This is a genomic window from Pseudarthrobacter sp. S9 (assembly GCF_050156545.1).
Classification (GTDB): Bacteria; Actinomycetota; Actinomycetes; order Actinomycetales; family Micrococcaceae; genus Arthrobacter.
In genome coordinates this window covers 1460351-1480173 of sequence record NZ_CP189576.1, presented here as the reverse complement: position 1 = coordinate 1480173, position 19823 = coordinate 1460351, and the positions used below count along the sequence as shown (strand labels likewise).

At 66.9% G+C, this 19823-nt stretch carries 21 protein-coding genes and 2 pseudogenes; 17 read left to right on the top strand and 6 right to left on the bottom strand.

The annotated features are described in order from the left end of the window. Positions 1 to 20 precede the first annotated feature (20 nt). The 9 genes and pseudogenes from ACQCSY_RS06955 to ACQCSY_RS06915 all read left to right on the top strand — a co-directional run. Positions 21 to 431 (top strand): annotated as a pseudogene (locus ACQCSY_RS06955) (enolase C-terminal domain-like protein); the annotation flags it as partial. 47 nt (positions 432 to 478) lie between these two features. Continuing rightward, positions 479 to 610 (top strand): shikimate kinase, encoded by a 132-nt coding sequence (locus ACQCSY_RS06950; protein ID WP_427135719.1) that lies wholly within the window; start codon positions 479 to 481, stop codon positions 608 to 610. After that, a pseudogene (locus ACQCSY_RS06945) lies at positions 589 to 1872 on the top strand (gluconokinase, GntK/IdnK-type). Before ACQCSY_RS06950 ends, ACQCSY_RS06945 begins: the two are co-directional and overlap by 22 nt. Continuing rightward, complete coding sequence (locus ACQCSY_RS06940; protein ID WP_427134327.1) at positions 1869 to 2726, top strand: hypothetical protein; 858 nt, start codon at positions 1869 to 1871, stop codon at positions 2724 to 2726. Before ACQCSY_RS06945 ends, ACQCSY_RS06940 begins: the two are co-directional and overlap by 4 nt. A 142-nt stretch (positions 2727 to 2868) precedes the next feature. Next, the gene (locus ACQCSY_RS06935) at positions 2869 to 4122 is read left to right on the top strand and encodes an FAD-dependent oxidoreductase (RefSeq protein WP_427134325.1); all 1254 of its coding nucleotides are present in this window, start codon (positions 2869 to 2871) and stop codon (positions 4120 to 4122) included. An 86-nt stretch (positions 4123 to 4208) separates the two neighbouring features. Beyond that, positions 4209 to 4805 (top strand): orotate phosphoribosyltransferase, encoded by a 597-nt coding sequence (gene pyrE / locus ACQCSY_RS06930; RefSeq protein ID WP_427134323.1) that lies wholly within the window; start codon positions 4209 to 4211, stop codon positions 4803 to 4805. Positions 4806 to 4891: 86 nt separating this feature from the next. Further along, on the top strand, positions 4892 to 5686 hold the full coding sequence (locus ACQCSY_RS06925; RefSeq protein WP_427134321.1) for a GAF and ANTAR domain-containing protein: 795 nt from the start codon (positions 4892 to 4894) through the stop codon (positions 5684 to 5686). Between the two features lie 123 nt (positions 5687 to 5809). Next, positions 5810 to 6361: a hypothetical protein gene (locus tag ACQCSY_RS06920; RefSeq protein ID WP_427134319.1), complete on the top strand. Its 552-nt coding sequence runs from the start codon at positions 5810 to 5812 to the stop codon at positions 6359 to 6361. A gap of 108 nt (positions 6362 to 6469) precedes the next feature. Beyond that, complete coding sequence (locus ACQCSY_RS06915; RefSeq protein WP_427134318.1) at positions 6470 to 7510, top strand: alpha/beta fold hydrolase; 1041 nt, start codon at positions 6470 to 6472, stop codon at positions 7508 to 7510. 31 nt (positions 7511 to 7541) lie between these two features. Here ACQCSY_RS06915 and ACQCSY_RS06910 read toward each other — a convergent pair whose 3' ends face one another. Next, complete coding sequence (locus ACQCSY_RS06910) at positions 7542 to 8396, bottom strand: HAD-IIA family hydrolase (protein ID WP_427134316.1); 855 nt, start codon at positions 8394 to 8396, stop codon at positions 7542 to 7544. Between the two features lie 54 nt (positions 8397 to 8450). Here ACQCSY_RS06910 and ACQCSY_RS06905 point away from each other — a divergent pair, with 54 nt between their 5' ends. The 3 genes from ACQCSY_RS06905 (at position 8451) to ACQCSY_RS06895 (ending at position 10850) form a co-directional block, all read left to right on the top strand. Further along, positions 8451 to 9137 carry a TrmH family RNA methyltransferase gene (locus tag ACQCSY_RS06905; protein WP_427134314.1) on the top strand — a complete coding sequence of 229 codons (687 nt, stop codon included), beginning with the start codon at positions 8451 to 8453 and terminating at the stop codon, positions 9135 to 9137. 265 nt (positions 9138 to 9402) lie between these two features. After that, positions 9403 to 10422 carry a class II fructose-bisphosphate aldolase gene (fbaA, locus tag ACQCSY_RS06900; RefSeq protein WP_427134312.1) on the top strand — a complete coding sequence of 340 codons (1020 nt, stop codon included), beginning with the start codon at positions 9403 to 9405 and terminating at the stop codon, positions 10420 to 10422. A 2-nt stretch (positions 10423 to 10424) separates the two neighbouring features. Continuing rightward, positions 10425 to 10850: a DUF3151 domain-containing protein gene (locus ACQCSY_RS06895; RefSeq protein ID WP_427134310.1), complete on the top strand. Its 426-nt coding sequence runs from the start codon at positions 10425 to 10427 to the stop codon at positions 10848 to 10850. A gap of 154 nt (positions 10851 to 11004) precedes the next feature. On the opposite strand, the gene ACQCSY_RS06890 is transcribed toward ACQCSY_RS06895, so the two are convergent. Together ACQCSY_RS06890 and ACQCSY_RS06885 are read right to left on the bottom strand one after the other, a co-directional pair. Next, on the bottom strand, positions 11005 to 11637 hold the full coding sequence (locus ACQCSY_RS06890; RefSeq protein WP_427134309.1) for a uracil-DNA glycosylase: 633 nt from the start codon (positions 11635 to 11637) through the stop codon (positions 11005 to 11007). Between the two features lie 209 nt (positions 11638 to 11846). Then, the gene (locus tag ACQCSY_RS06885) at positions 11847 to 13055 is read right to left on the bottom strand and encodes a cobalamin-independent methionine synthase II family protein (protein ID WP_427134307.1); all 1209 of its coding nucleotides are present in this window, start codon (positions 13053 to 13055) and stop codon (positions 11847 to 11849) included. A gap of 116 nt (positions 13056 to 13171) precedes the next feature. On the opposite strand from ACQCSY_RS06885, the gene ACQCSY_RS06880 reads away from it, so the two are divergent. The 5 genes from ACQCSY_RS06880 (at position 13172) to ACQCSY_RS06860 (ending at position 17250) form a co-directional block, all read left to right on the top strand. Beyond that, positions 13172 to 13522: a hypothetical protein gene (locus ACQCSY_RS06880; RefSeq protein WP_427134306.1), complete on the top strand. Its 351-nt coding sequence runs from the start codon at positions 13172 to 13174 to the stop codon at positions 13520 to 13522. 167 nt (positions 13523 to 13689) lie between these two features. Beyond that, entirely contained in the window at positions 13690 to 14979 is a 1290-nt protein-coding gene (locus ACQCSY_RS06875) for an adenylosuccinate synthase (RefSeq protein WP_427134304.1), read from the top strand. A 320-nt stretch (positions 14980 to 15299) separates the two neighbouring features. Beyond that, a complete protein-coding gene (locus ACQCSY_RS06870) occupies positions 15300 to 15824 on the top strand; it encodes a hypothetical protein (RefSeq protein WP_427134302.1) in 525 nt (174 codons plus the stop codon). A gap of 101 nt (positions 15825 to 15925) precedes the next feature. Next, on the top strand, positions 15926 to 16474 hold the full coding sequence (locus ACQCSY_RS06865; protein ID WP_427134300.1) for an RNA polymerase sigma factor: 549 nt from the start codon (positions 15926 to 15928) through the stop codon (positions 16472 to 16474). After that, positions 16471 to 17250 carry a hypothetical protein gene (locus ACQCSY_RS06860; RefSeq protein WP_427134298.1) on the top strand — a complete coding sequence of 260 codons (780 nt, stop codon included), beginning with the start codon at positions 16471 to 16473 and terminating at the stop codon, positions 17248 to 17250. The genes ACQCSY_RS06865 and ACQCSY_RS06860 overlap by 4 nt, the downstream gene beginning before the upstream one ends. Positions 17251 to 17307: 57 nt before the next feature. Here the strand turns inward: ACQCSY_RS06860 and ACQCSY_RS06855 are convergent, their stop codons facing one another. From ACQCSY_RS06855 to ureG, 3 genes are read right to left on the bottom strand one after another with little or no spacing between them, the layout of a single operon-like run. Next, entirely contained in the window at positions 17308 to 18345 is a 1038-nt protein-coding gene (locus tag ACQCSY_RS06855; protein WP_427134296.1) for a HoxN/HupN/NixA family nickel/cobalt transporter, read from the bottom strand. Continuing rightward, on the bottom strand, positions 18345 to 19199 hold the full coding sequence (locus ACQCSY_RS06850) for an urease accessory protein UreD (RefSeq protein WP_427134294.1): 855 nt from the start codon (positions 19197 to 19199) through the stop codon (positions 18345 to 18347). The genes ACQCSY_RS06855 and ACQCSY_RS06850 overlap by 1 nt, the downstream gene beginning before the upstream one ends. Then, entirely contained in the window at positions 19196 to 19810 is a 615-nt protein-coding gene (gene ureG, locus ACQCSY_RS06845) for an urease accessory protein UreG (protein ID WP_427134292.1), read from the bottom strand. The genes ACQCSY_RS06850 and ureG overlap by 4 nt, the downstream gene beginning before the upstream one ends. Between the last annotated feature and the right edge of the window lie 13 nt (positions 19811 to 19823).

Genomic DNA, 19823 nt, shown 5'->3' with positions numbered 1-19823 from the left:
GACACGACCACGCGTCCGGCCTGTTCGATTTCCAGACCCTGATCAGGGAACAGCTGATCGACTACGTCCGGGCCGCGTCCACCCACTTCGGCGGGATCTCGCCGCTGAAGAAGGTGATGGACTTCGCCGCGCAGTACCAGGTCAAGTCCGGTTTCCACGGGCCCACCGACATCTCCCCGGTCGGCTTCGCCGCGCAGCTGCACGTGGGCCTGGCCATCCACAACTACGGGGTCCAGGAATACATGCAGCACTCGGAGGCGACCAACGAGGTCTTCGCACAGTCCATGACGTTCACGGACGGCTACCTGCACCCGGGCGGGGCGCCCGGCCTCGGCGTCGAATTCAACGCCGAGGCCGCCGCCGCGTTCCCCTACCAGCAGGCCTACCTGCCCTACAACCGCCTCGTCGACGGAACGGTCCACGACTGGTGAACAACAACGACTCTTCTGCCCGGGAGCCCAGGCCGCGCATCATCGTGATGGGTGTTTCCGGTTGCGGCAAGACCACCATCGGGGACCTCGTGGCCCGCGGACTAGGCGTACCCTTCCTCGACGGCGACTCCCTCCACCGGTGGAGAATGTCGCCAAGATGGCGTCAGGCACCCCGCTGACGGACGAGGACCGATGGCCGTGGCTCGCCACCGTGGGCGCCGAACTCGCCGCTGCCGGACAGGACGGCCTGGTCCTGGCCTGCTCCGCGCTCAAGCGCGGCTACCGCGACGCCATCCGCTCCAAGGCGCCGGACACCGTGTTCCTGCACCTGCACGGCAGCAAGGAGGTCCTGGGCGCCCGCCTGGAAGGCCGCTCGGGCCACTTCATGCCGGCCACGCTGCTTGATTCCCAGCTCGCCACGCTCGAACCGCTCGCAGCGGACGAAGCCGGAGTCGTGGTGGACGTCGCCGCCCCGGTCGGCCAGGTCGTGGCTGCCGCCCTGGCCGGTGCCGTGGCCGCCGCCCTGGCCGGTGCCGCGGGCACGCCAGCGCGCCAGTTCGACGTCGACCTCCGGGCGGCGCCGTTCAACCTCGACGACGACGCCATCGCGTGGGTGGATTCCACCGTTGACGCCATGACGCTCGAGGAGAAAATCGGCCAGCTGTTCATAAACCACAACAACGACTACTCCCCGGAGTATCTCGACGAGTTCCTGGACACCTATCACGTGGGCGGGATGCGCTACCGGCCCGGAGCGTCCGCCGCCGTGCAGGAACACATCCGTTACGCACAGTCCAAGACGAGGGTGCCACTGCTGGTGGCCTCGAACCCTGAAATGGGCGGCGCCGGAAGCTGTGACGACGGGACTTTCGTCTCGACGCACCTGCAGGCGGGGTCGCATCCGGACAAGTCCATCGCCCGGAAAATGGGGCAGGTCGCCGGCGTCGAGACAGCGGCCCTTGGCTGCAACTGGGCCTTCGCGCCGATCGTGGACATCCACTACAACTGGCGCAACACCGTCATCTCCACCCGGGCCTTCGGCAACACCCCGGAGATCGTGGTGGAGCGGGCCAAGGAGTACTTCGACGGCATCAGCGAGTCGCCCACCGCGTGCGCCATGAAGCACTTCCCGGGCGACGGCATGGACGAGCGTGACCAGCACGTGGTCACCTCCTACAACACGCTGGGCTACGACGAGTGGAACCGGACGTACGGCCACGTGTAGCGGGAGATAATCGGCCACGGCGTGCAGTCCATCATGATCGGCCACATCGGGGCGCCGGAACTGTCGCGGCATTACCGTCCCGGCATGGCGGACCAGGACATCCTGCCCGCCATCCTGGCGCCGGAGCTCCTGCAGGACCTGCTCCGCGGCGAGCTCGGCTTCAACGGTCTCATCCTCACCGATGCATCCCAGATGATCGGCCTGACCAGGCGATGAAGCGCAAGGACCTCGTCCCGGCAACCATCGCGGCCGGCTGCGACATGTTCCTCTTCTTCCGGAACCCGGCCGAGGACTTCCAGTACATGGTGGACGGCTACAAGTCCGGGGTCATCACCGAGCAGCGCCTGCACGACGCGCTGCGCCGGATCCTGGCCCTGAAGGCGTCCCTCGGGCTGCACACAACGGCCCGCGAAGACCTGGTGGCCCCGGTGGAGGCGCTGGCGCTGATCGGCAGCGAGGCGCACCGGGCCATTGCGGCGGAGATCGCCGACAAGACGGTCACCCTGGTCAAGGACACGGCAAACAACCTGCCCATCACGCCGGCGACGCACCCGCGGATCCGGCTGTACGGCATCTCCGGCGGCTCGGACTTCACCCGCGCGGACCCGCTGGCCTATTTGGACACCGTCAAGGACGAGCTTGAAAAGGTCGGCTTCGACGTCCACGTCTTCAAGACCGCGGACCAGCGCGAGGCCGCAGGGGAAACGGGCGTGAACTTCATGTCCGTCATCTCCGAGGAGGCGACGGGGGACTACGCGGACAAGTACGACGCCGCGTTTGTCTTCGCCAACGTGAAGGGCTTCGCCCAGGAGGCGGCCATCCGGATCAAGTGGTCGACACCCATGGCGGCCGAGATTCCCTGGTACGTCACCGAGGTCCCCACCGTGTTCGTCTCGCTCAACCAGCCCAACCACTTGATTGACGTGCCGATGGTGAAGACCGCCATCCACGCCCACGCCGGGACCCCGGAGGCCATCCGGGCCACCATTGAACAGATCCAGGGCAAGTCCGAATCCCAGGGCACGTTCAATGAGAACGTCTTCTGCGACTCCTTCGACACCAGGCTCTGAACCGGCCGCTCAATAACGGCCGCTCCTGTTTCGGACCGGCGCTGCGCGGATTCCCGTAGCGCCGGTCCGTTTCCGTGTCGCCGGGCGTTTTCCGCAGCGGAAAGCACTCCCGCACTCACCCGTGCAGGCGTACGGTGGGCCCATGGAGAAGACCGGATGCGCGGTGGTGGGCGGCGGCCCCGCCGGCATGATGCTCGGCCTGCTGCTGGCCCGGGCGGGCGTGCAGGTGACAGTGCTGGAGAAACACGCCGACTTCCTGCGGGACTTCCGTGGCGACACCGTCCATCCCTCCACCATCCGCCTGATCGACGAACTCGGTCTGGGGGAGGAATTCCGCCGGCTTCCGCAGAGTCGCCTGAGCAACGTGGCCTTTCCGGTGCCAGGCGGACCGCCCGTGACCATGGGCGACTTTGACGCCCTGCGTCCGCCGTACAACTACGTCGCCATGATGCCGCAATGGGACTTCCTGAACTTCCTTGCCGACGCCGCCGCCCAGGAATCCGCCTTCACCCTGTTGATGCGCCACGCCGCCACGGGGCTGGTCCGCAACGGCGGCCGGGTCCGGGGAATCCGCTTGCGGACCCCGGACGGCACCGAGGACGAGCTCCTGGCGGACCTGGTGATCGCCACGGACGGGCGCCACTCGACGCTTCGCAGCGCGGCCGGGCTGGCTCCGAAGGAGTATCCCGTGCCGTTCGACGCCTGGTGGTTCCGGCTGCCTCGCTATCCCTCCGAGCACGGCCAGGTGGCGGGGGTCGTGCCGGTGTTCGGCCATGGCGAGGCCCTGCTGGCCCTGTTCCGCAATGACTATTACCAAATGGGCTACCTCGCGCCGAAGGGCACGGACGCGCGGATCCGGGCCGAGGGCCTCGAGCGGTTCCGCCAGCGGATCGCGGCACTCCGTCCGGACCTCGCCGACCGCATGGATGCCATCGCCTCCCTCGATGACCTGCACTGGCTCGACGTCCGCATGGACCGGCTGCGTTCCTGGCACATCAACGGCCTGCTCTGCATCGGCGACGCCGCCCACGCCATGTCCCCGGCCGGCGGAGTCGGGATCAACCTCGCCATCCAGGACGCCGTTGCCGCGGCGGAGTGCCTCGCCCCCGCGCTCCTCCGCGGCCGGGTGAGCGTTGAGGACCTGGCGAAAGTTGAACGACGGCGGCGGATGCCCACCGTCGTCGTGCAGACCGTCCAGCGAGTCCTGCACCACGTGCTGTTCGCGCCGATCATGACCGGGAAGCGATCCGGAATTCCGGCAGCCCTGCTGTACGTTGCGCGGCGTGTCCCGGCGGTCCGCAGCATTGTCCCGCGGTTCATCGCGTTCGGGCCGCGGCCCGAACATGCCCCCGCGTTTGCCCGTCGCGCTGAGCCGCGCGCTCAGCCGCACGCATAGACCGCCAGGAGCAGAAAGGCTCATGGCGCCGACATCTGCGGATCCTGCTAGGAATCCGATGCTGACCAGCCACTAAACTGGGACCCATGACTGCCCCCCTTGACTCTGCCTCTGACTCCGCCTCTGACACCGCCCCTGCCCGTGCCCGCCTCCTGGAACTGATCAAGGAACTGGCCGTCGTCCGCGGCAAGGTCATCCTCTCCAGCGGCGCCGAGGCCGACTACTACATCGACCTGCGCCGCATCACCCTGCACCATGAGGCGTCCAAGCTCGTGGGCCAGGTCATGCTCGCGATGATGGACGACGCCGGGATCGGCTTTGAGTGCGCCGGCGGGCTCACCATGGGGGCAGACCCGGTGGGCACCGCCGTCATGCATGCCGCCGTGGACGCCGGCCGCCCCGTGGATGCCTTCGTGGTCCGTAAGGCGCAGAAGTCCTACGGCATGGGCCGCCAGGTGGAGGGCCCCGCGGTCGAGGGCCGCAACGTCCTGGTCCTGGAGGACACGTCCACCACGGGAGGTTCCGCGCTGACCGCCGTCGAGGGCGTCCGCAAGGCCGGCGGCAACGTCGTCGCCGTCGCCGTGATCGTGGACCGCGATACGGGAGCCAAGGAAAAGATCGAAGCCGAAGCCGGTGTTCCGTACCTCTTCGCGTTCGGCAAGGATGAACTCGGCCTGAACTAGGCATCTTCCGCGTGTGGACGGGGGTAGGCAGGTGACCTATCCTGTGTCCTACACCCATCAAAACCTGCACCTGGAGAACACGCGCCATGCTCCCGTCCGAACAGCCCCTGAGCGCAGAAGACATCCTGAGCGCTGAAGCGTCACTGAGCACTGTCGACCAGATCCAGAACCTGATCCTGGACAGCGCGGATTTCGAAGAGTTCCTGAACGAACTCGCGCAGTTCTCCGCGCACCAGGTGGCGGGTACCGGCGACGACGCACTGTGCGGGATCACGCTGTTGAGGGACCGCAAGGCCGTCACGATCGGCTGGAGCAGCGATTCCGCGCGCGAAGTCGACGAGATCCAGTACTCGCTGTCGCAGGGCCCCTGCCTGACTGCCGCCAAGGAGGAACGCGAAGTCCACGTCCCGGACCTCTTCGATGAAGACCGCTGGGGCCCCGACTATGCCAACGCCGTGGCTTCGCACGGGCTTCGCTCGGTCTTGTCCGTGCCGTTCCACCTCCAAGGTGAAGCCCAGGCCGCCCTGAACCTCTATTCCGACGTGCCGCATAAGTTCGACGGCGACGTCGCCGTCCGGGCCCGGGGCTACACCCGCGAAATCTCCCAGGCGCTGCGGCTGGCCATCCGGTTCTCGCTGCACACGGACAGCGCCACGAATCTGCGGGCCACGCTCGAATCCCGCACCATCATCGACATGGCGATCGGGATCGTCATGGCGCAGAACCGCTGCAATCAGGAGACCGCCGTCCGGATCCTCACTGACGCGTCCAGCAACGGCAACGTGAAGCTGCGGGATATCGCCGCGTCGCTTGTGCAGTCTGTTGGCGGTGCCGGGACACGGACGTACTTCGAAGAGCCGGTCCGGAAAGAGGTAGTCTGAACCGCTTGGCTAGACCGGAAGCGGACTATGACTTATGCGCAGCTGACTTGTGAACATGCTGTACCGACGTTACGCTGAACGAGGTTGAGCCGTCGGCCATAGACACCCTCTTTTGGAGTACCTATGGACCAGTCACTGCAAGCCCACGTAAAACTCGACATCGCCTCGGATGTTGTCCGGATCGACGTCCTGGGGAGCCTCACGCAGAGCTCCAGACCCTCCCTGATGCAAGTCATCCAGCGCGTCCGCCGCATGGGCATCACCTCCCACATCCGCGTCGACCTCGGCGGTGCCGCGGTCGTGGAATCATCGGCCCTGGCCGGTTTGCGCAATGACCTCAACGCGATCGACGGCGGGTCCGCGCAGGCCGATACCGCCGGCGGCCCGGCGGTCGGAGCGGGTGTCTCCCTGGACTTGAACCCGTACGGCGATGATTCCGGCGCCGTGCTGCAGACGCTCGATCTCTTCGGTGACTTCCTGGCGTCCGTCGACGCAACAGGTACGCGGCCGCTGACCCGCTACTCCGACGACGAACTGCTGGCCGCGAGCGACTCCGTATTCGGCATGCTCGACAACCCCGAGGACATGGCCCGCTCGGAACTCCTGGCGAGCTACGAGGAGATCGGCCTGGAGATCACACGCCGTGAGCTCGGCCGCGAGCCGGAACCCGGGTAGTCCCCGTACCTTTCTCCGTACCTGTCCCCATGTCTGTAGTCGGCCGGGTTTCGACCCGATTCCTGACCGCGTTTCTGATCGTTGCCCGGCAGTGGATACGGTAGACCTGTGCCGAGTGAGACGGAAGCAGACGATGTGCGCGGACCCGGTTCTGCCGAGGCCCGCGTGCTTCGGCACGCCGTCGATCTCGAGAGGTTTTCCCGTCGGAGCTTCCTGATCGGCGCAGGGTCCGCCTCGCTGCTGTCGGCCGACATGCTCTTCACCCGGAGGGTGCAGGCCGAGCGCCGTGTGAACAAGATCCTCACGGTCCAGGACGACGTCGCCGAACGGTATTTCCCCAACTCCAGCTGGATCCTATTTCCCGGCTACAAGACGAGCTGGGAAGAAGCGCGATGGATCCTGAACGTCCTGCGCGGGTCGCTGAACAAGCGGGGCCAGCTTGCCGCCGTCGGGTATTCCAACCTTGGTCTGGACATCGACGAGATCGTGATCGCCGTGATCGAGCATGTGCGTGCCCACCAGGTGACCAGGCTCTATTTCTACGGCCACAGCTTCGGCGGCATGGTGGCAACCCAGGTGGCCGCCCGTCTGCGTGAGCTGCACGGCGTCGAGGTGGTGTTTATCCTGCTCGACTCCAGCCCCGCCAGCAGGTATGACGTGCTGGACCAGAGCTGGTTCGAGGGCGTGGTGCTCCTCTACGAGAGCGGGTTCCGTTTCCCCACGGTGCTGCGTGGCGGCTACGAGCTCGGCGAGCGGATGCTGCACAAGGATGAGCGCAGCTGGGGCCAGATCCTGGACCAGACCCTCGAACAGCTGTCGCCGATCGCGCCCTCCAGCGTGCTGATCCAGTCCGAATCCGCCTACATCTACCACTTTGACGCGAGCCGGTTCGTGGGCAAGCTCGGCTCAACACGGATGGCCTTCATCGGCAATCCCCGGGACAAGACCGTCGACTACGAGACCGCCCGGGACGCCTGGACTTTGACCTTCAAGGCCAACATGGCCTCCGCTGAGCTGCGCACCGACGGGGCCCGGCCCGAGCATGCCAGCCCCGGCTGGAGCCCGTTCGTCTACCGTCCGATCATTGAGAAACTGCAGGACGAGATCCTGCCGCTACCCTCCGGCGGCGGCAAGAAGACCGCATACTGAGCAGGCGGCTCCCCCCGTTAAATCTGACCTGTCAGATCTGGTTCTTCAGGTCCGCCACGGAGTTCAGGACCTGGTTGGGCCGGAACGGGTACGCGGCGATGTCGTCCCGGTGCGTGATGCCGCTGAGCACCAGCACCGTGTGCAGCCCGGCTTCCATGCCGGCAATGATGTCGGTGTCCATGCGGTCGCCGATCATGGCGGTGGTCTCCGAGTGGGCATCGATCTGGTTCATCGCCGAGCGGAACATCATCGGGTTCGGTTTGCCCACAATGTACGGCTCGCGGCCGGTTGCCTTGGTGATGAGCGCCGCGATGGCGCCGGTGGCCGGCATGGGGCCGTCCTTCGACGGGCCGGTGGCGTCCGGGTTGGTGGCGATGAAACGGGCGCCAGCGAGGATCAGGCGGATGGCCATGGTGATGGCTTCGAACGAGTACGTGCGGGTCTCGCCGAGCACCACAAAGTCGGGGTTCTGGTCGGTCAGGATGAAGCCCGCCTCGTGCAGCGCCGTCGTGAGCCCTGCTTCCCCGATCGTGTAGGCGCGGTTGCCGGAGTCCGAGCCGCGGACCTGGTCCTTGAGGAACTGGGCCGTGGCCAGGGCCGAGGTCCAGATGTTCTCCTCCGGGATTTCCAGGCCGGAGGAGCTGAGCCGGGCAGCGAGGTCCCGGGGGGTGAAGATGGAATTGTTGGTCAGGACCAGGAACCGTTTGGACGTGTCCACCCAGCGCTGGATCAGTTCCGACGCTCCCGGGATGGGCTGGTTCTCGTGGACCAGGACGCCGTCCATGTCCGTCAGCCAGCACTCGATTTCCTGGCCGCTGCGGTAAACCGACGCCGATGAACGTACTTCGTCTGAATCTGTCCTCTGGTCTTCGCGCTGGTCCGCCATGGTGTCCTCCGCCGATAATGTGCCGCTTCCTGCGTCCCAGTCTAATGTTGAGTCGTGACTGAACCCGAGACCCCCAGTGAACCCCGTCCCGCCAAGGGTCCCGTCGAAGAGGACGAAGCGGAGCCCAAGGCGGAGATCGGCGTCGGTCCCTGGGAGGGCGAGCTGCCGCAGGGCGGGCACTGGGACCCGGATCTGCTGGCGGACGGTGACCGCCGCAATGTGGTGGACAAGTACCGCTACTGGAAGCACGACGCGATCGTCGCGGACCTGGATACCCGGCGCCACAACTTCCACATCGCCATCGAAAACTGGCAGCACGACCTCAATATCGGCACCATGGTCCGCACCGCGAATGCGTTCCTGGCCAAGGAAGTCCACATCATCGGCCGACGCCGGTGGAACCGCCGCGGGGCCATGGTCACCGACCGCTACCAGCACGTCCGCCACCACCCCACCGTCGAGGACTTCGTGGCCTGGGCGCAGGGGGAGGGGCTGGCGATCATCGGCATCGACATCTTCCCGGATTCCGTCCCGCTGGAGACCTACGAGCTGCCCAAGGACTGCGTGCTGGTCTTCGGCCAGGAGGGTCCGGGCCTGACACCGGAGGTCCACGAAGCCGCGCTCGCGACGCTGTCGATCGAGCAGTTCGGCTCCACCCGTTCCATCAACGCCGCCTCGGCCGCGGCCATCGCGATGCACGCCTGGATCCGCCGGCACGTGTTCGGCCAGCTTCCGGTCTAGGTCCCGCGGCGCACCCGGCCCCGTCCCTCCCCGCACCCCTTCCTCGCCAGATGGCGCTTCGCGGCAATGATTTCCCGGACACTGCCGCGAAGTGCCATCTGGCGAGGTGGCGGGCGGGGCGGGGAGCAACGGGACTGCGAGTATTACAGGCCCGAGTGACAGGAGACACTGCCCCGGCGCAGGAATGGCTAGGATGGTTCCTAGCCGACGAGGTCCACTCCAGGGTCAACACAGCCCGCAGACCAAATTCACTTTAGGAGTCAGCATGCCCATTGCAACCCCAGAGATCTACTCCGAGATGATCGACCGCGCAAAAACGGGCGGCTTCGCGTTCCCGGCGGTCAACGTCACGTCGTCCCAGACCCTCAACGCCGCCCTCCGCGGCTTTGCCGAGGCCGAGTCTGACGGCATCGTCCAGGTCTCCACCGGCGGCGCCGCGTACTGGTCCGGCGCGTCCACCAAGGACATGGTGGCCGGTTCGCTGGGCTTCGCCGCGTTCGCCCGCGAAGTTGCCAAGAACTACGGCGTCAACATCGCCCTGCACACGGACCACTGCCCCAAGGACAAGCTCGAGGGCTTCGTCCTGCCGCTGCTGGCCGCTTCCGAGGAAGCCGTCAAGGCCGGCAAGGACCCCATCTTCAACTCGCACATGTGGGACGGCTCCGCTGAAACCCTCACCGAGAACCTGCGCATCGGCCGCGAACTGCTGGAACGCGCCGCGGCTGCCAAGATCATCCTCGAGGTTGAGATCGGCACGGTCGGCGGCGAGGAAGACGGCGTCGAGAACGCCATCAACGACAAGCTCTACACCACCGTCGAGGATGCCTTGGCCACCATCGAGGCCCTCGGCTCCGGCGAAAACGGCCGCTACATCACGGCTCTGACCTTCGGCAACGTGCACGGCGTGTACAAGCCGGGCGGAGTGAAGCTCCGCCCGGAGATCCTCAAGGACATTCAGGAGCAGGTCGGCGCCAAGATCGGCAAGACCAGCCCGTTCGACCTCGTCTTCCACGGCGGCTCCGGCTCCTCCGAGAAGGAAATCGCCGACGCCGTCTCCTACGGTGTCATCAAGATGAACATCGACACCGACACCCAGTACGCCTACACGCGCCCCGTGGTGGACCACATGTTCAAGCACTACGACGGCGTGCTGAAGGTTGACGGCGAGGTCGGCAACAAGAAGCTCTACGACCCCCGCGTCTGGGGCGCCTCCGCCGAGGCCGGCCTCGCGGCACGCGTCGTCGAGGCAGCCCAGCAGCTCGGCTCCACCGGCAAGACGTTCTGAGCATGTCCGACGAGTTCCGCAAGAACCTGATGGGTCCTGAGCCCACGCTCCTGCCTGCCGAGACCGAGGTCTACGCGGCGCTGGACGCGGGCCAGGAAGCGCTGGACCTGGTGGAGAACCACCCGACGTCCTCGCTGCTCTGGGCCGTCCTGGCCGAGGAGGCGTGGAAAGAGGGCCGGACCATCGACTCCTACGCCTACTCCCGCGTCGGCTACCACCGCGGCCTGGATTCGCTGCGCCGCAACGGCTGGCGCGGTGTCGGACCCATCCCGTGGGAGCACGAGCCCAACCGCGGCTTCCTGCGCGCCCTGTACTCGCTGGGCCGCGCCTCCGCGGCGATCAGCGAGGCAGAGGAGCCGGAGCGGATCGAGAAGTTCCTCAAGGACTCCGATCCGACCGCCAAGGCTGCCATCGAAGCCGGGAGCTAACCGGAGCACCACACAGCGACGCGCGGTCACTTACGGCCCACTCCACACTGTGGGACGGGCTGTATGCGACCCCGCGTTGGCTTAGGGCAGTACGACGGCGGGCGCCCACCTTTGGGTGAGCGCCCGCCGTCGTTGTTGCTAATCAGCGGAAATGCTAGCTGGCCTTGGCCAGGCCCGTGCGGGCCATGGCATCCGCGTAGGCGGTGTGCATTTCTTCAAGGTACTGCTCCTGGCGGGCTGGGGTGCCGGCGAAGGCGCGGCCGCTGAGCGAGCGGACCTTGTAGGTCTTCAGGCCGCGGCGCCACAGCAGCGGGACCTCGGTCTTGAGCAGCAGGTTGGCGAGGCGGTTGGCCTCGGTGCCGTGGGCCACGATCACGGAGGCGCGGGGCACGACGGCCAGGAACTTCAGCAGCGGCTTCAGGCCGGCGGAAATCTGGTCCGGCGTGAACTTGCCGTTGGGCTCACCGGGCACATGCCACGGGTGGACGTTCCAGGGCATGACGAATTCAGGGCGCAGGCCCAGCTTCCACTGGACGCCGAGCATGCGGGTGGCCGCCTCGTGGTCGCCGGCGGTGATGAAGCCGGACTCATCTTCGGTGCCGATGTTGGAGTACAGGCTGATGATCCTGCACTCGTCGACGTCGTGCATCGGATCCACATAGGGGACGTAGGTGCCAGCTTTGGCGGCCTGCAGGGTGTCGCAGAGTTCGTTGACGGCCGCGACGTTGGGTTCGTAGCGGCGGCTCAGGAGCTGTTCGCGGAAATTTTCAGTGGCCAGGGCTGTCATATATTGCTGGGTCTCCTGCGGGATTGGTCAAGCTGCCAGACCGTGCGCGGGCACGCCAAATACAGGGCATACCAAAGACGGTGTGGTTTGAAAATGTGGTGTGGACCGATGTCCTGATCGATCTTTACCAGTCTATCAAGCCCTGCGAAATGCGGGGCAGGGCCGGCAGCCCGGCCCCGCCCAGGGTGCCGCCGGCGCTCCGGAATCCGCTACCAAAGCTGCTTGCTGGCGCGGCGTGCGCCCTCCCCGAGGGCCGCCAGCTTGGCGAAGGCAATCTGCGGATGAACCCTGCCGCCAAGGCCGCAATCTGTGGACGCAATCACGTTTTCACGCCCCACGAGCCCCGCGAAGCGCACGATCCGGTCCGCCACCAGGTCCGGATGCTCCACGACGTTGGTGGCGTGCGAGACCACACCGGGCATGATGACCTTGCCCTCGGGGAGCTTGGCGTCTTCCCACACCCGCCATTCGTGTTCGTGGCGGACGTTGGCTGCCTCGAACGAGTAGCCGCCGGCGTTGATCTGCAGGACCGAACCCAGGATGTCCGCGAAGGGGATGTCCGTGGTGTGCGGGCCGTGCCAGGAACCCCAACAGACGTGCAGCCGGATCAGTTCCTGCGGCAGGTCGCGGAGGGCCCAGTTCGTAGCTTCGACCCGGAGCTGGATGAACTTCAGATAGTCCGCCAGGCTCGGCTCGGGGTTGATCTGGTCCCAGCTCTCGGCGAGGGACGGGTCATCGAGCTGGACAGTCAGGCCGGCGTCGATGATGGCTTTGTATTCCTCACGCATCGCGTCGGCGCAGGCGTAGAGGAGCTCCTCATCCGTTTTGTAGTACTCATTGGCGACCCGGGCGCAGGAGCCGGGGGACAGGGAGGCCACGAAGCCCTCGGCCAGGCCGGCCGCGGTGAGGCCGGTCTTCAGGTTGGCAATGTCCGAGCCCACGAGCGCCTGACCTGTGTAGCTCAGCGGCCCGGCGATCTTGGGCTGCGAGACGGACTTGCGGTGGGCCAGGATCCCGGAGGAGGGATCGTCGTAGGCCTCGTTGAACTGCTGCCGGTCCCGGCGGTCCGGGAAGGAGGTCAGGACGATGTTGCCCGGCGTGGAGCGGTGCACCTCCGCGTCGGCCCAGCGGTCCAGGTCGGTCGGTTCCAGGCCGCCGAGCCGGGAGAAGGAGTAGTTCCACCAGGCCCCGTAGTCAACGGAGCTGGACATGGTGTGCCCGTACTCGCCGTCGTTGGGGATGTCGATGCCGAGGTCCTTCTGGCGCCGGACGATGTCCACCACCGAGCTTTCCAGCAGGTCCAGGAATTCGGGCGTGATGCCGTCGGTTTCCTTGGCCTCGTTGGCGGCGATCAGCTCCGGCGTGCGGGGCAACGAGCCGGCGTGGGTGACGCGGATGTGATCGGTGTTCCGGGACATGGGGAGGTTCCTTCCATCGGTCCTTGATGGTCACTCTCACTCAATTCCACGGCAGGACGGTCCGCAAGTCATTCCCGCTATGTGTCGTAGGGGGTGTCCTGGTGGATGATGCAGCTATGAAGAACAGAGATTCCTCCGATGCCGCCATCGAGGCCTTCGAGGGGGTAGCCGCCGACCTTGCGGGGGCGGGAGTCGCCCTGGGCCAGACGTTTGGCGCCCGCGCCCTGATGATCAACCGCAAGGCGCTGGCCTGCCTGAGCTGTGACGCGATGGCCTTCAAGCTGGGCCGGGACTCGCCCGCACACGCCCGTGCGCTCCAGTACCCGGGCGCGCAGCTCTTTGACCCCTCGGGGATGGAGCGCCCGTTCAAGGACTGGGTGGAAGTACCGGCCGGGTCCGCGGAGGCGTGGCCGGCCCTGGCCGAAGCCGCCCTGGCGTTCGCCGGGAGCCTCCCGGCCGGCCCGTAAGTGCCCAAAGCGATGCCGGTCACCGTTTTCGGCTAAACTTGGGTGGTAAGAGCCCCGGAACTCTGGCGTTGGGTAAGAGCACAGCGGTAGATTCGGGGCATTCTCATGAACGGCGCTGAGCTGCGGGAACAACTGTGGTTCGGCCCGAACGAATGGGGGAGGATCCCATGCCAGCAATCGTGATCGTCGGAGCCCAATGGGGCGACGAAGGCAAAGGTAAGGCCACTGACCTGCTTGGCCACCGTGTTGACTATGTCGTCAAGCCGAACGGCGGCAACAACGCGGGGCACACCGTCGTCGTAGGCGGTGAGAAGTATGAGCTCAAGCTCCTTCCGGCCGGCATCCTGAGCCCGAACGCGGTTCCGATCATCGGCAACGGCTGCGTGGTGAACCTTGAGGCCCTGTTCCAGGAGATCGACGGCCTCGAAGCCCGCGGCGCGGACACCTCCAAGCTGCGCGTCTCCGCCAACGCCCACCTGGTTGCGCCCTACCACCAGGTCCTGGACAAGGTCACCGAGCGGTTCCTCGGCAGCCGCGCCATCGGCACCACCGGCCGCGGCATCGGCCCGGCCTACATGGACAAGGTGGCCCGCCTGGGCATCCGCGTCCAGGACGTCTTCGACGCCTCCATCCTGCGACAGAAGGTCGAAGGCTCGCTGCGGCAGAAGAACGAGCTCCTGGTCAAGGTCTACAACCGCCGCGACATTGAGGTGGACGAGATCGTGGATTATTTCCTCTCCTTCGCCGAGCGCCTCCGCCCGCTGGTCATCGACAGCACCTTTGTCCTGAACACGGCCCTGGACGAGGGCAAGGTGGTTCTCATGGAGGGCGGCCAGGCCACGTTCCTCGACGTCGACCACGGCACCTACCCGTTTGTCACCTCTTCGAACCCGACCGCCGGCGGCGCGTCCGTGGGCTCGGGCATCGGCCCGACGCGGATCTCGCGCTCCATCGGCATCATCAAGGCGTACACAACCCGCGTGGGCGCCGGGCCGTTCCCCACGGAACTGTTCGATGAGATGGGCCTGTACCTGCAGAAGACCGGCGGCGAATTTGGTGTCAACACAGGCCGGCCGCGCCGCTGCGGCTGGTACGACGCCGTGCTGGCGCGCCAGGCGTCCCGGGTCAACGGCTTCACGGACTACTTCGTCACCAAGCTGGACGTCCTGACGGGCATCGAGCAGATCCCGGTCTGCGTGGCCTACGACGTCGACGGCGTCCGGCACGACGAAATGCCGATGACCCAGACCGAGTTCCATCACGCCAAGCCGATCTTCGAGTACTTCGAAGGCTGGACCGAGGACATCACCGGCGCGCGCACCCTGGAGGACCTCCCGGAGAACGCCCGGAACTACGTGCTGGCCCTCGAGAAGCTCTCCGGCACGCGCTTCTCCGCGATCGGTGTCGGCCCGGACCGTGACCAGACGATCGTGATCAACGACCTGATCCATGACTGACACTGACTGACTGTCTCGTAGCTGACTCTCGTAACTGACAGGAGTTCGACGGCGGCGGGTCACCCGGAAAGGTGACCCGGCGCCGTCGTGGTTAAGCCGCGCATCAGGCGACGCCGCCCCCGGCCGCCCCGACAAAGAAAAAAGAATTTCCGACTGGTGCGTAACCTTTCGGGGTGCCCCAGCGATTACTCCTTTGTAAGCGCCACCGGAGCCTGAACCCCCATCAGGCATCCGGCTGGCCCTCACTGTAAGTGCCGGCCGGCGCCTGCCCCCATCGGGCGCCGGCCAGCCTTCAACCAACCAAAGGATGTATGTCTGTTATGAAGAGTGTTAGCAAGACCACCAAGATTGCTGTCGGCGCCGCCATCCTGGCAGTCGGAGGTTTCTCCGGCATCGGACTGGCCAACGCGGCCCAGGAGTCCAGCACCCAGTCCAGCACGCAGCAGGCTGAAGTGACCCACGCTACGCCCGCCATCCCGGCTACCCCCGCGGTTCCGGCCACTCCCAAACTCCCCGCGAAGCCGGCCGTACCCGCCGTTCCGGCTTCCCCGTCGGCTGACGGCTCCGCCAAGGGCGACGCCGACGTCGACGGCACCGAAGGCGCCGGCGAAGGCTCCGTCGACGGCTCCATCGCCGCAGATAAGGACGGTGCCAACGTCAACGGCGAGGCCAGCGTCAAGGGTGCTGCGGGCAAGGCACACGCCAACGCCGATGCCGACGCCAACGTGAACGCCGCTGTCCCTGCTGTTCCGGCTGTTCCGGGCGCCAAGGGCGTGCCGGCTGTACCGGCTACCCCGGCCGTTCCGGCCACGCCGTCCGCCGAGCTGCCGACGGTCGACAAGTAAGCCTCGGCAAGTAAGCACGGATCGCCTCCCACGGAGGCCTCGGGGGTGCGGCCGCTAGACTTGCTGAGGCCGCACCCCAGCCGTAACGGAAGGAAAGCCTCTTGGCAGAACAGCTAAGCGATGACGAACTGTCAGCCGCCTTAGCTGGTGACCCATCAGGCTTTAGCGCCGTCTACGCGGCCATTTCTCCCGCCGTGCTCGGCTACTTCCGCGCCCGAGGCGTGGACGACGCCGAGGCGCTCACCCAGGACGTCTTCGTGGACGTCCTGCCGAAACTGGCCAACGTCACCGGCGGCCACACGGGTCTGCGGACCTTCATTTTCTCTGTCGCCCACGCGCGGTTGGTCGACTACCGGCGGCGGGCGGAGCGCACGCCGTATCTGGCTGAATACGATCCCTTGGTTGACGCGCGGTATTCAGCTTCCGCCGAGGATGAGGCACTTGGCTCCTTGGGCGGTATGTCTGACACATTGTCCCGGCTCAATGAGGAGCAACGGGAGGTCCTGGTCCTGCGGATAATCGCGGACCTTTCCATCGAACAGGTGGCCGGCATCATGGACAAGACGCCCGGTGCCATCAAGCAGCTTCAGCGACGCGGGCTCAGTGCCCTGCGCGAACTCGTAACCGAAAAGGACCCCGCAGCATCATGACCGGCACACGCGACCCCCAGCAGGATGGCAGCATCCAGGCGATGCTCCGCGATTCCGGCCTTGAAGCTGCCACCGAGCTCCGCGCCTCCCTGGAACAGCTCCGCGCGCTGGTCCCGGACCAGGCTCCCGCGCCCCGCGCCGACCTCGCGGCGTTGCTCGCCACCGGAACGGTCGGCTCAGCCGCTGCCAACCCCTCACCCGGCGCCCCCTCCGTCGGAGGTGTGCCCGAAGGATCGCTGCCTGCCGGCGTCGCCAGCCTCGCGGACCGCCGCCGGGGCCGGAACCGCCGCCTGGCCATAGTCGGCGGCGCCGTCATCGGCGCGATGAGCCTGGGAGCGGGCGCCGTGGCAGCCTCCAGCGAGGACTTCCGCCACAATGTCAGCCGGACCGTCGGCGTCATTTTCCAGCCATCCGGCCACGGCCCGTCCCCGGCTCCGGAGCAGGCCCGGCCGTCGCCGGCTTCCGACCCGGCCGTTCCCGCTTCCCCAGCGCCCACGGCCACCACCCCGGTCGGTACCACGCCGACGCCCGCGACCCGGGTCCCGGGCTCGCGGTCAGCGCAGACGCCGTCCGCGCCACACGCCACACCCCCCGCCGTCGGCGGTGGCGGAGTGGTCCCGACGCCGGGACATCGTCCTGTGATGCCCGGGATGCCTGCGGCACCTGACTTGCCGGACCTCGGCGACGCACACGGCGGGAGCCTGCCCTACAGCCCCGCACCCGTCTCGCCCACGCTTCCCGGCTCGCTGCCCTCGAAGTTCCCCGGCCAGTCTTAGGTGGCCTGACCCTGAGCGGCCGGCCGGCCGTCCCAACGGGCGCTCACCCGATGCGGCTCACCGGTCGGCGCTGCGGCGCCAGCGCAGTGCCGCAATGCCCCAGACGCCCAGAAACAGCGCCACCAGGGCAAGGCCGGCATGGCCGAGGTCCAGCTCGGCCAGCCAGATGGTGACGGGGTCGTCCAGGCTCAGCACCGTGTGCAGGAGTCCGCCGATGGTGATGAGGGAGATGAACAGGGCCGAGGTGGCGGACATGCCCGTGATCACCATGTTGAAGCCGATCCGGCGCACGGGGTCCACCACGGCCGAACGATACATTTTCATCATGGCCACCCCGTTGGCGGTGTCGCAGAGGGTCATCGCCGCGGTGAAACCCAGCGGCAGCGCCATCAGGGCCGGCGGCGAGATCCCGGCCAGCGCCGCGGAAGCCGTGAGCAGCAGGAACGCGATGGTGGAGGCGGTGTCAAAGCCCAGGCCGAAGAGGAAGCCCAGCACGTAGATGTCCCGCGGCCGCTTGACTTTCGAGAGCGGCTTGTTCAACAGTCGGGCGACGGCGCCGGTGGGGGCGAGCTCCTCCTCGCTGGCGGTGCCGCCGCTGCGCACCCGGCGGTAGAGCGCCGTGGCGCGGCCAAAGGCGGTGCCGTTGAACAGGCCGATGGCAAGCAGAAACAGGGCCGAGACCGAGGCGCCAAAAACGGCCAGCACGGTGCTGGCGGCCGAACCGTCCTGGAGCACATCGGCCATGATCCCGGCCCCGGCCACCACCAGGATGCCCGTCAGCACCACCACGGAGCTGTGCCCCAGGCTGAAGGCAAAGCCCACGCTGACCGGGGCGCGGCCCTGGCCGGCAAACTTGCGGCTGGCATTGTCAATGGCGGCAATGTGGTCCCAGTCGTAGCTGTGCTTCATGCCCGCCAGATAGGCGGTGACCAGCAGGCCCAGCGCCAGCGGGTGCGCGTCGGAGAGCAGCGAATAGCCCAGCAGGGCCAGCACCGCCAGATGCAGCACGGCGACGGCGGCAAAGGTGGCGCCGATGCGCCGGGCGGCGGGGAGCTTTTCGCGCTCCAGGTAGCTGGTGCGGGCCAACAGTGCCATCAGTACTTCCTTAGATTCAGCGGGCCCTGTCCGTGCCAGCGGGCGCGGAGCAGGTCCACGGCGGCGGCGATCAGGGCGTCGAGGGCTTCGGTGGAGGAGGACAGGGCGCGGACCACCAGGCCGGGCCCGGCCAGCAGCGAGATGCCCAGCTGCCCGTCCGGGTCCATCGGGGCCAGCAGCGCATGGAGCTCGTCCACCAGCGCCGTGTCCACGCGCGGGTCCACCACCAGCAGGGACCCCAGATGCGTGTAGTGCTCCATAAACGCCATGCCGTCCACGGGGGAGCCGCCGCCGGGGGTGATCTGCAGGTTGTCCAGCACCGCCAGCCTGCCATCGATGTGGATGTCCGTCCGGAGCCGGATGCTGTCGTAGCGGAACAGGGCCCCGTCCGGGGACCAGCCCGGGGTCACCACCTCCGCGATCACCAGCGACGCCGTCGGGTGCATCTCCACCACGGTGTGCTGGCGGTAGGAGGCGCCGCGGTAGGCGATGAGCTGGTCCGGGACGGATTCCAGGCTGGCCCCGGCACCGAGCCGGATCCGGGTCGCCTGTTCGGCGCGGTTGCCGGGCGTGCGGTAGATCTTGGTGGCGGACTGGGTGGTGAGCAGCAGGCGCGCGCCGGGCTGGACCTCGACGTCGATGCTGTAGCGGTCCCCGCCCAGGAAGGCCCCGCCGGGATTGACGACGACGTAGCAAACCTGGGCGGTGCCGTCCAGATAGTGCGGGCGCAGGATCCGCAGCGCCCCGCGGTGGTACTGCTCGGTGGCAATGCAGCGCTCCCCGCGCAGGCCCACGCTCATGCGCAGCTCGCCCACGAGCCCTGCCGCGGGAGGAGCAACGGCCACCGAGGTCACTGGGCCAGGTCCAGCATCAGCACATCGTGCTTGATCCAATCGATCACCGCGTCCAGGCCCTCATCGGTCTTGAGGTTGGTCATGCAGAACGGCTTGTTGCCGCGGAATTCCTTGGAATCGGCGGCCATCACGTTCAGGTCGGCGCCCACATACGGGGCCAGATCCGTCTTGTTGATGATGAAGAGATCGCTCTTGATCATGCCCTGCCCGGCCTTGCGCGGGATCTTCTCCCCCTGGGCCACGTCGATGATGTAGATGGAGAAGTCCACCAGTTCCGGGCTGAACGTGGCGGAAAGGTTGTCGCCGCCGCTTTCGATGAAGATGATCTGGAGGTCCGGGTGGCGGTCCTTGAGCTCCTGAACGGCGGCCGAGTTCATCGAGGTGTCCTCGCGGATGGCCGTGTGCGGGCAGCCGCCGGTTTCGATGCCGATGATCCTGTCCAGCGGCAGGATGCCATTGGCGGCCAGGATCTTGGCGTCCTCAATGGTGTAGATGTCGTTGGTGATGGCCGCCATGGAGACTGTCCCGCTCATGTGGCGCGTGATGCGCTCCACCAGCTGGGTCTTGCCGGCGCCGACGGGTCCGCCGATGCCAATCTTGATCGGTTCCATTGGTTCTCTCCTG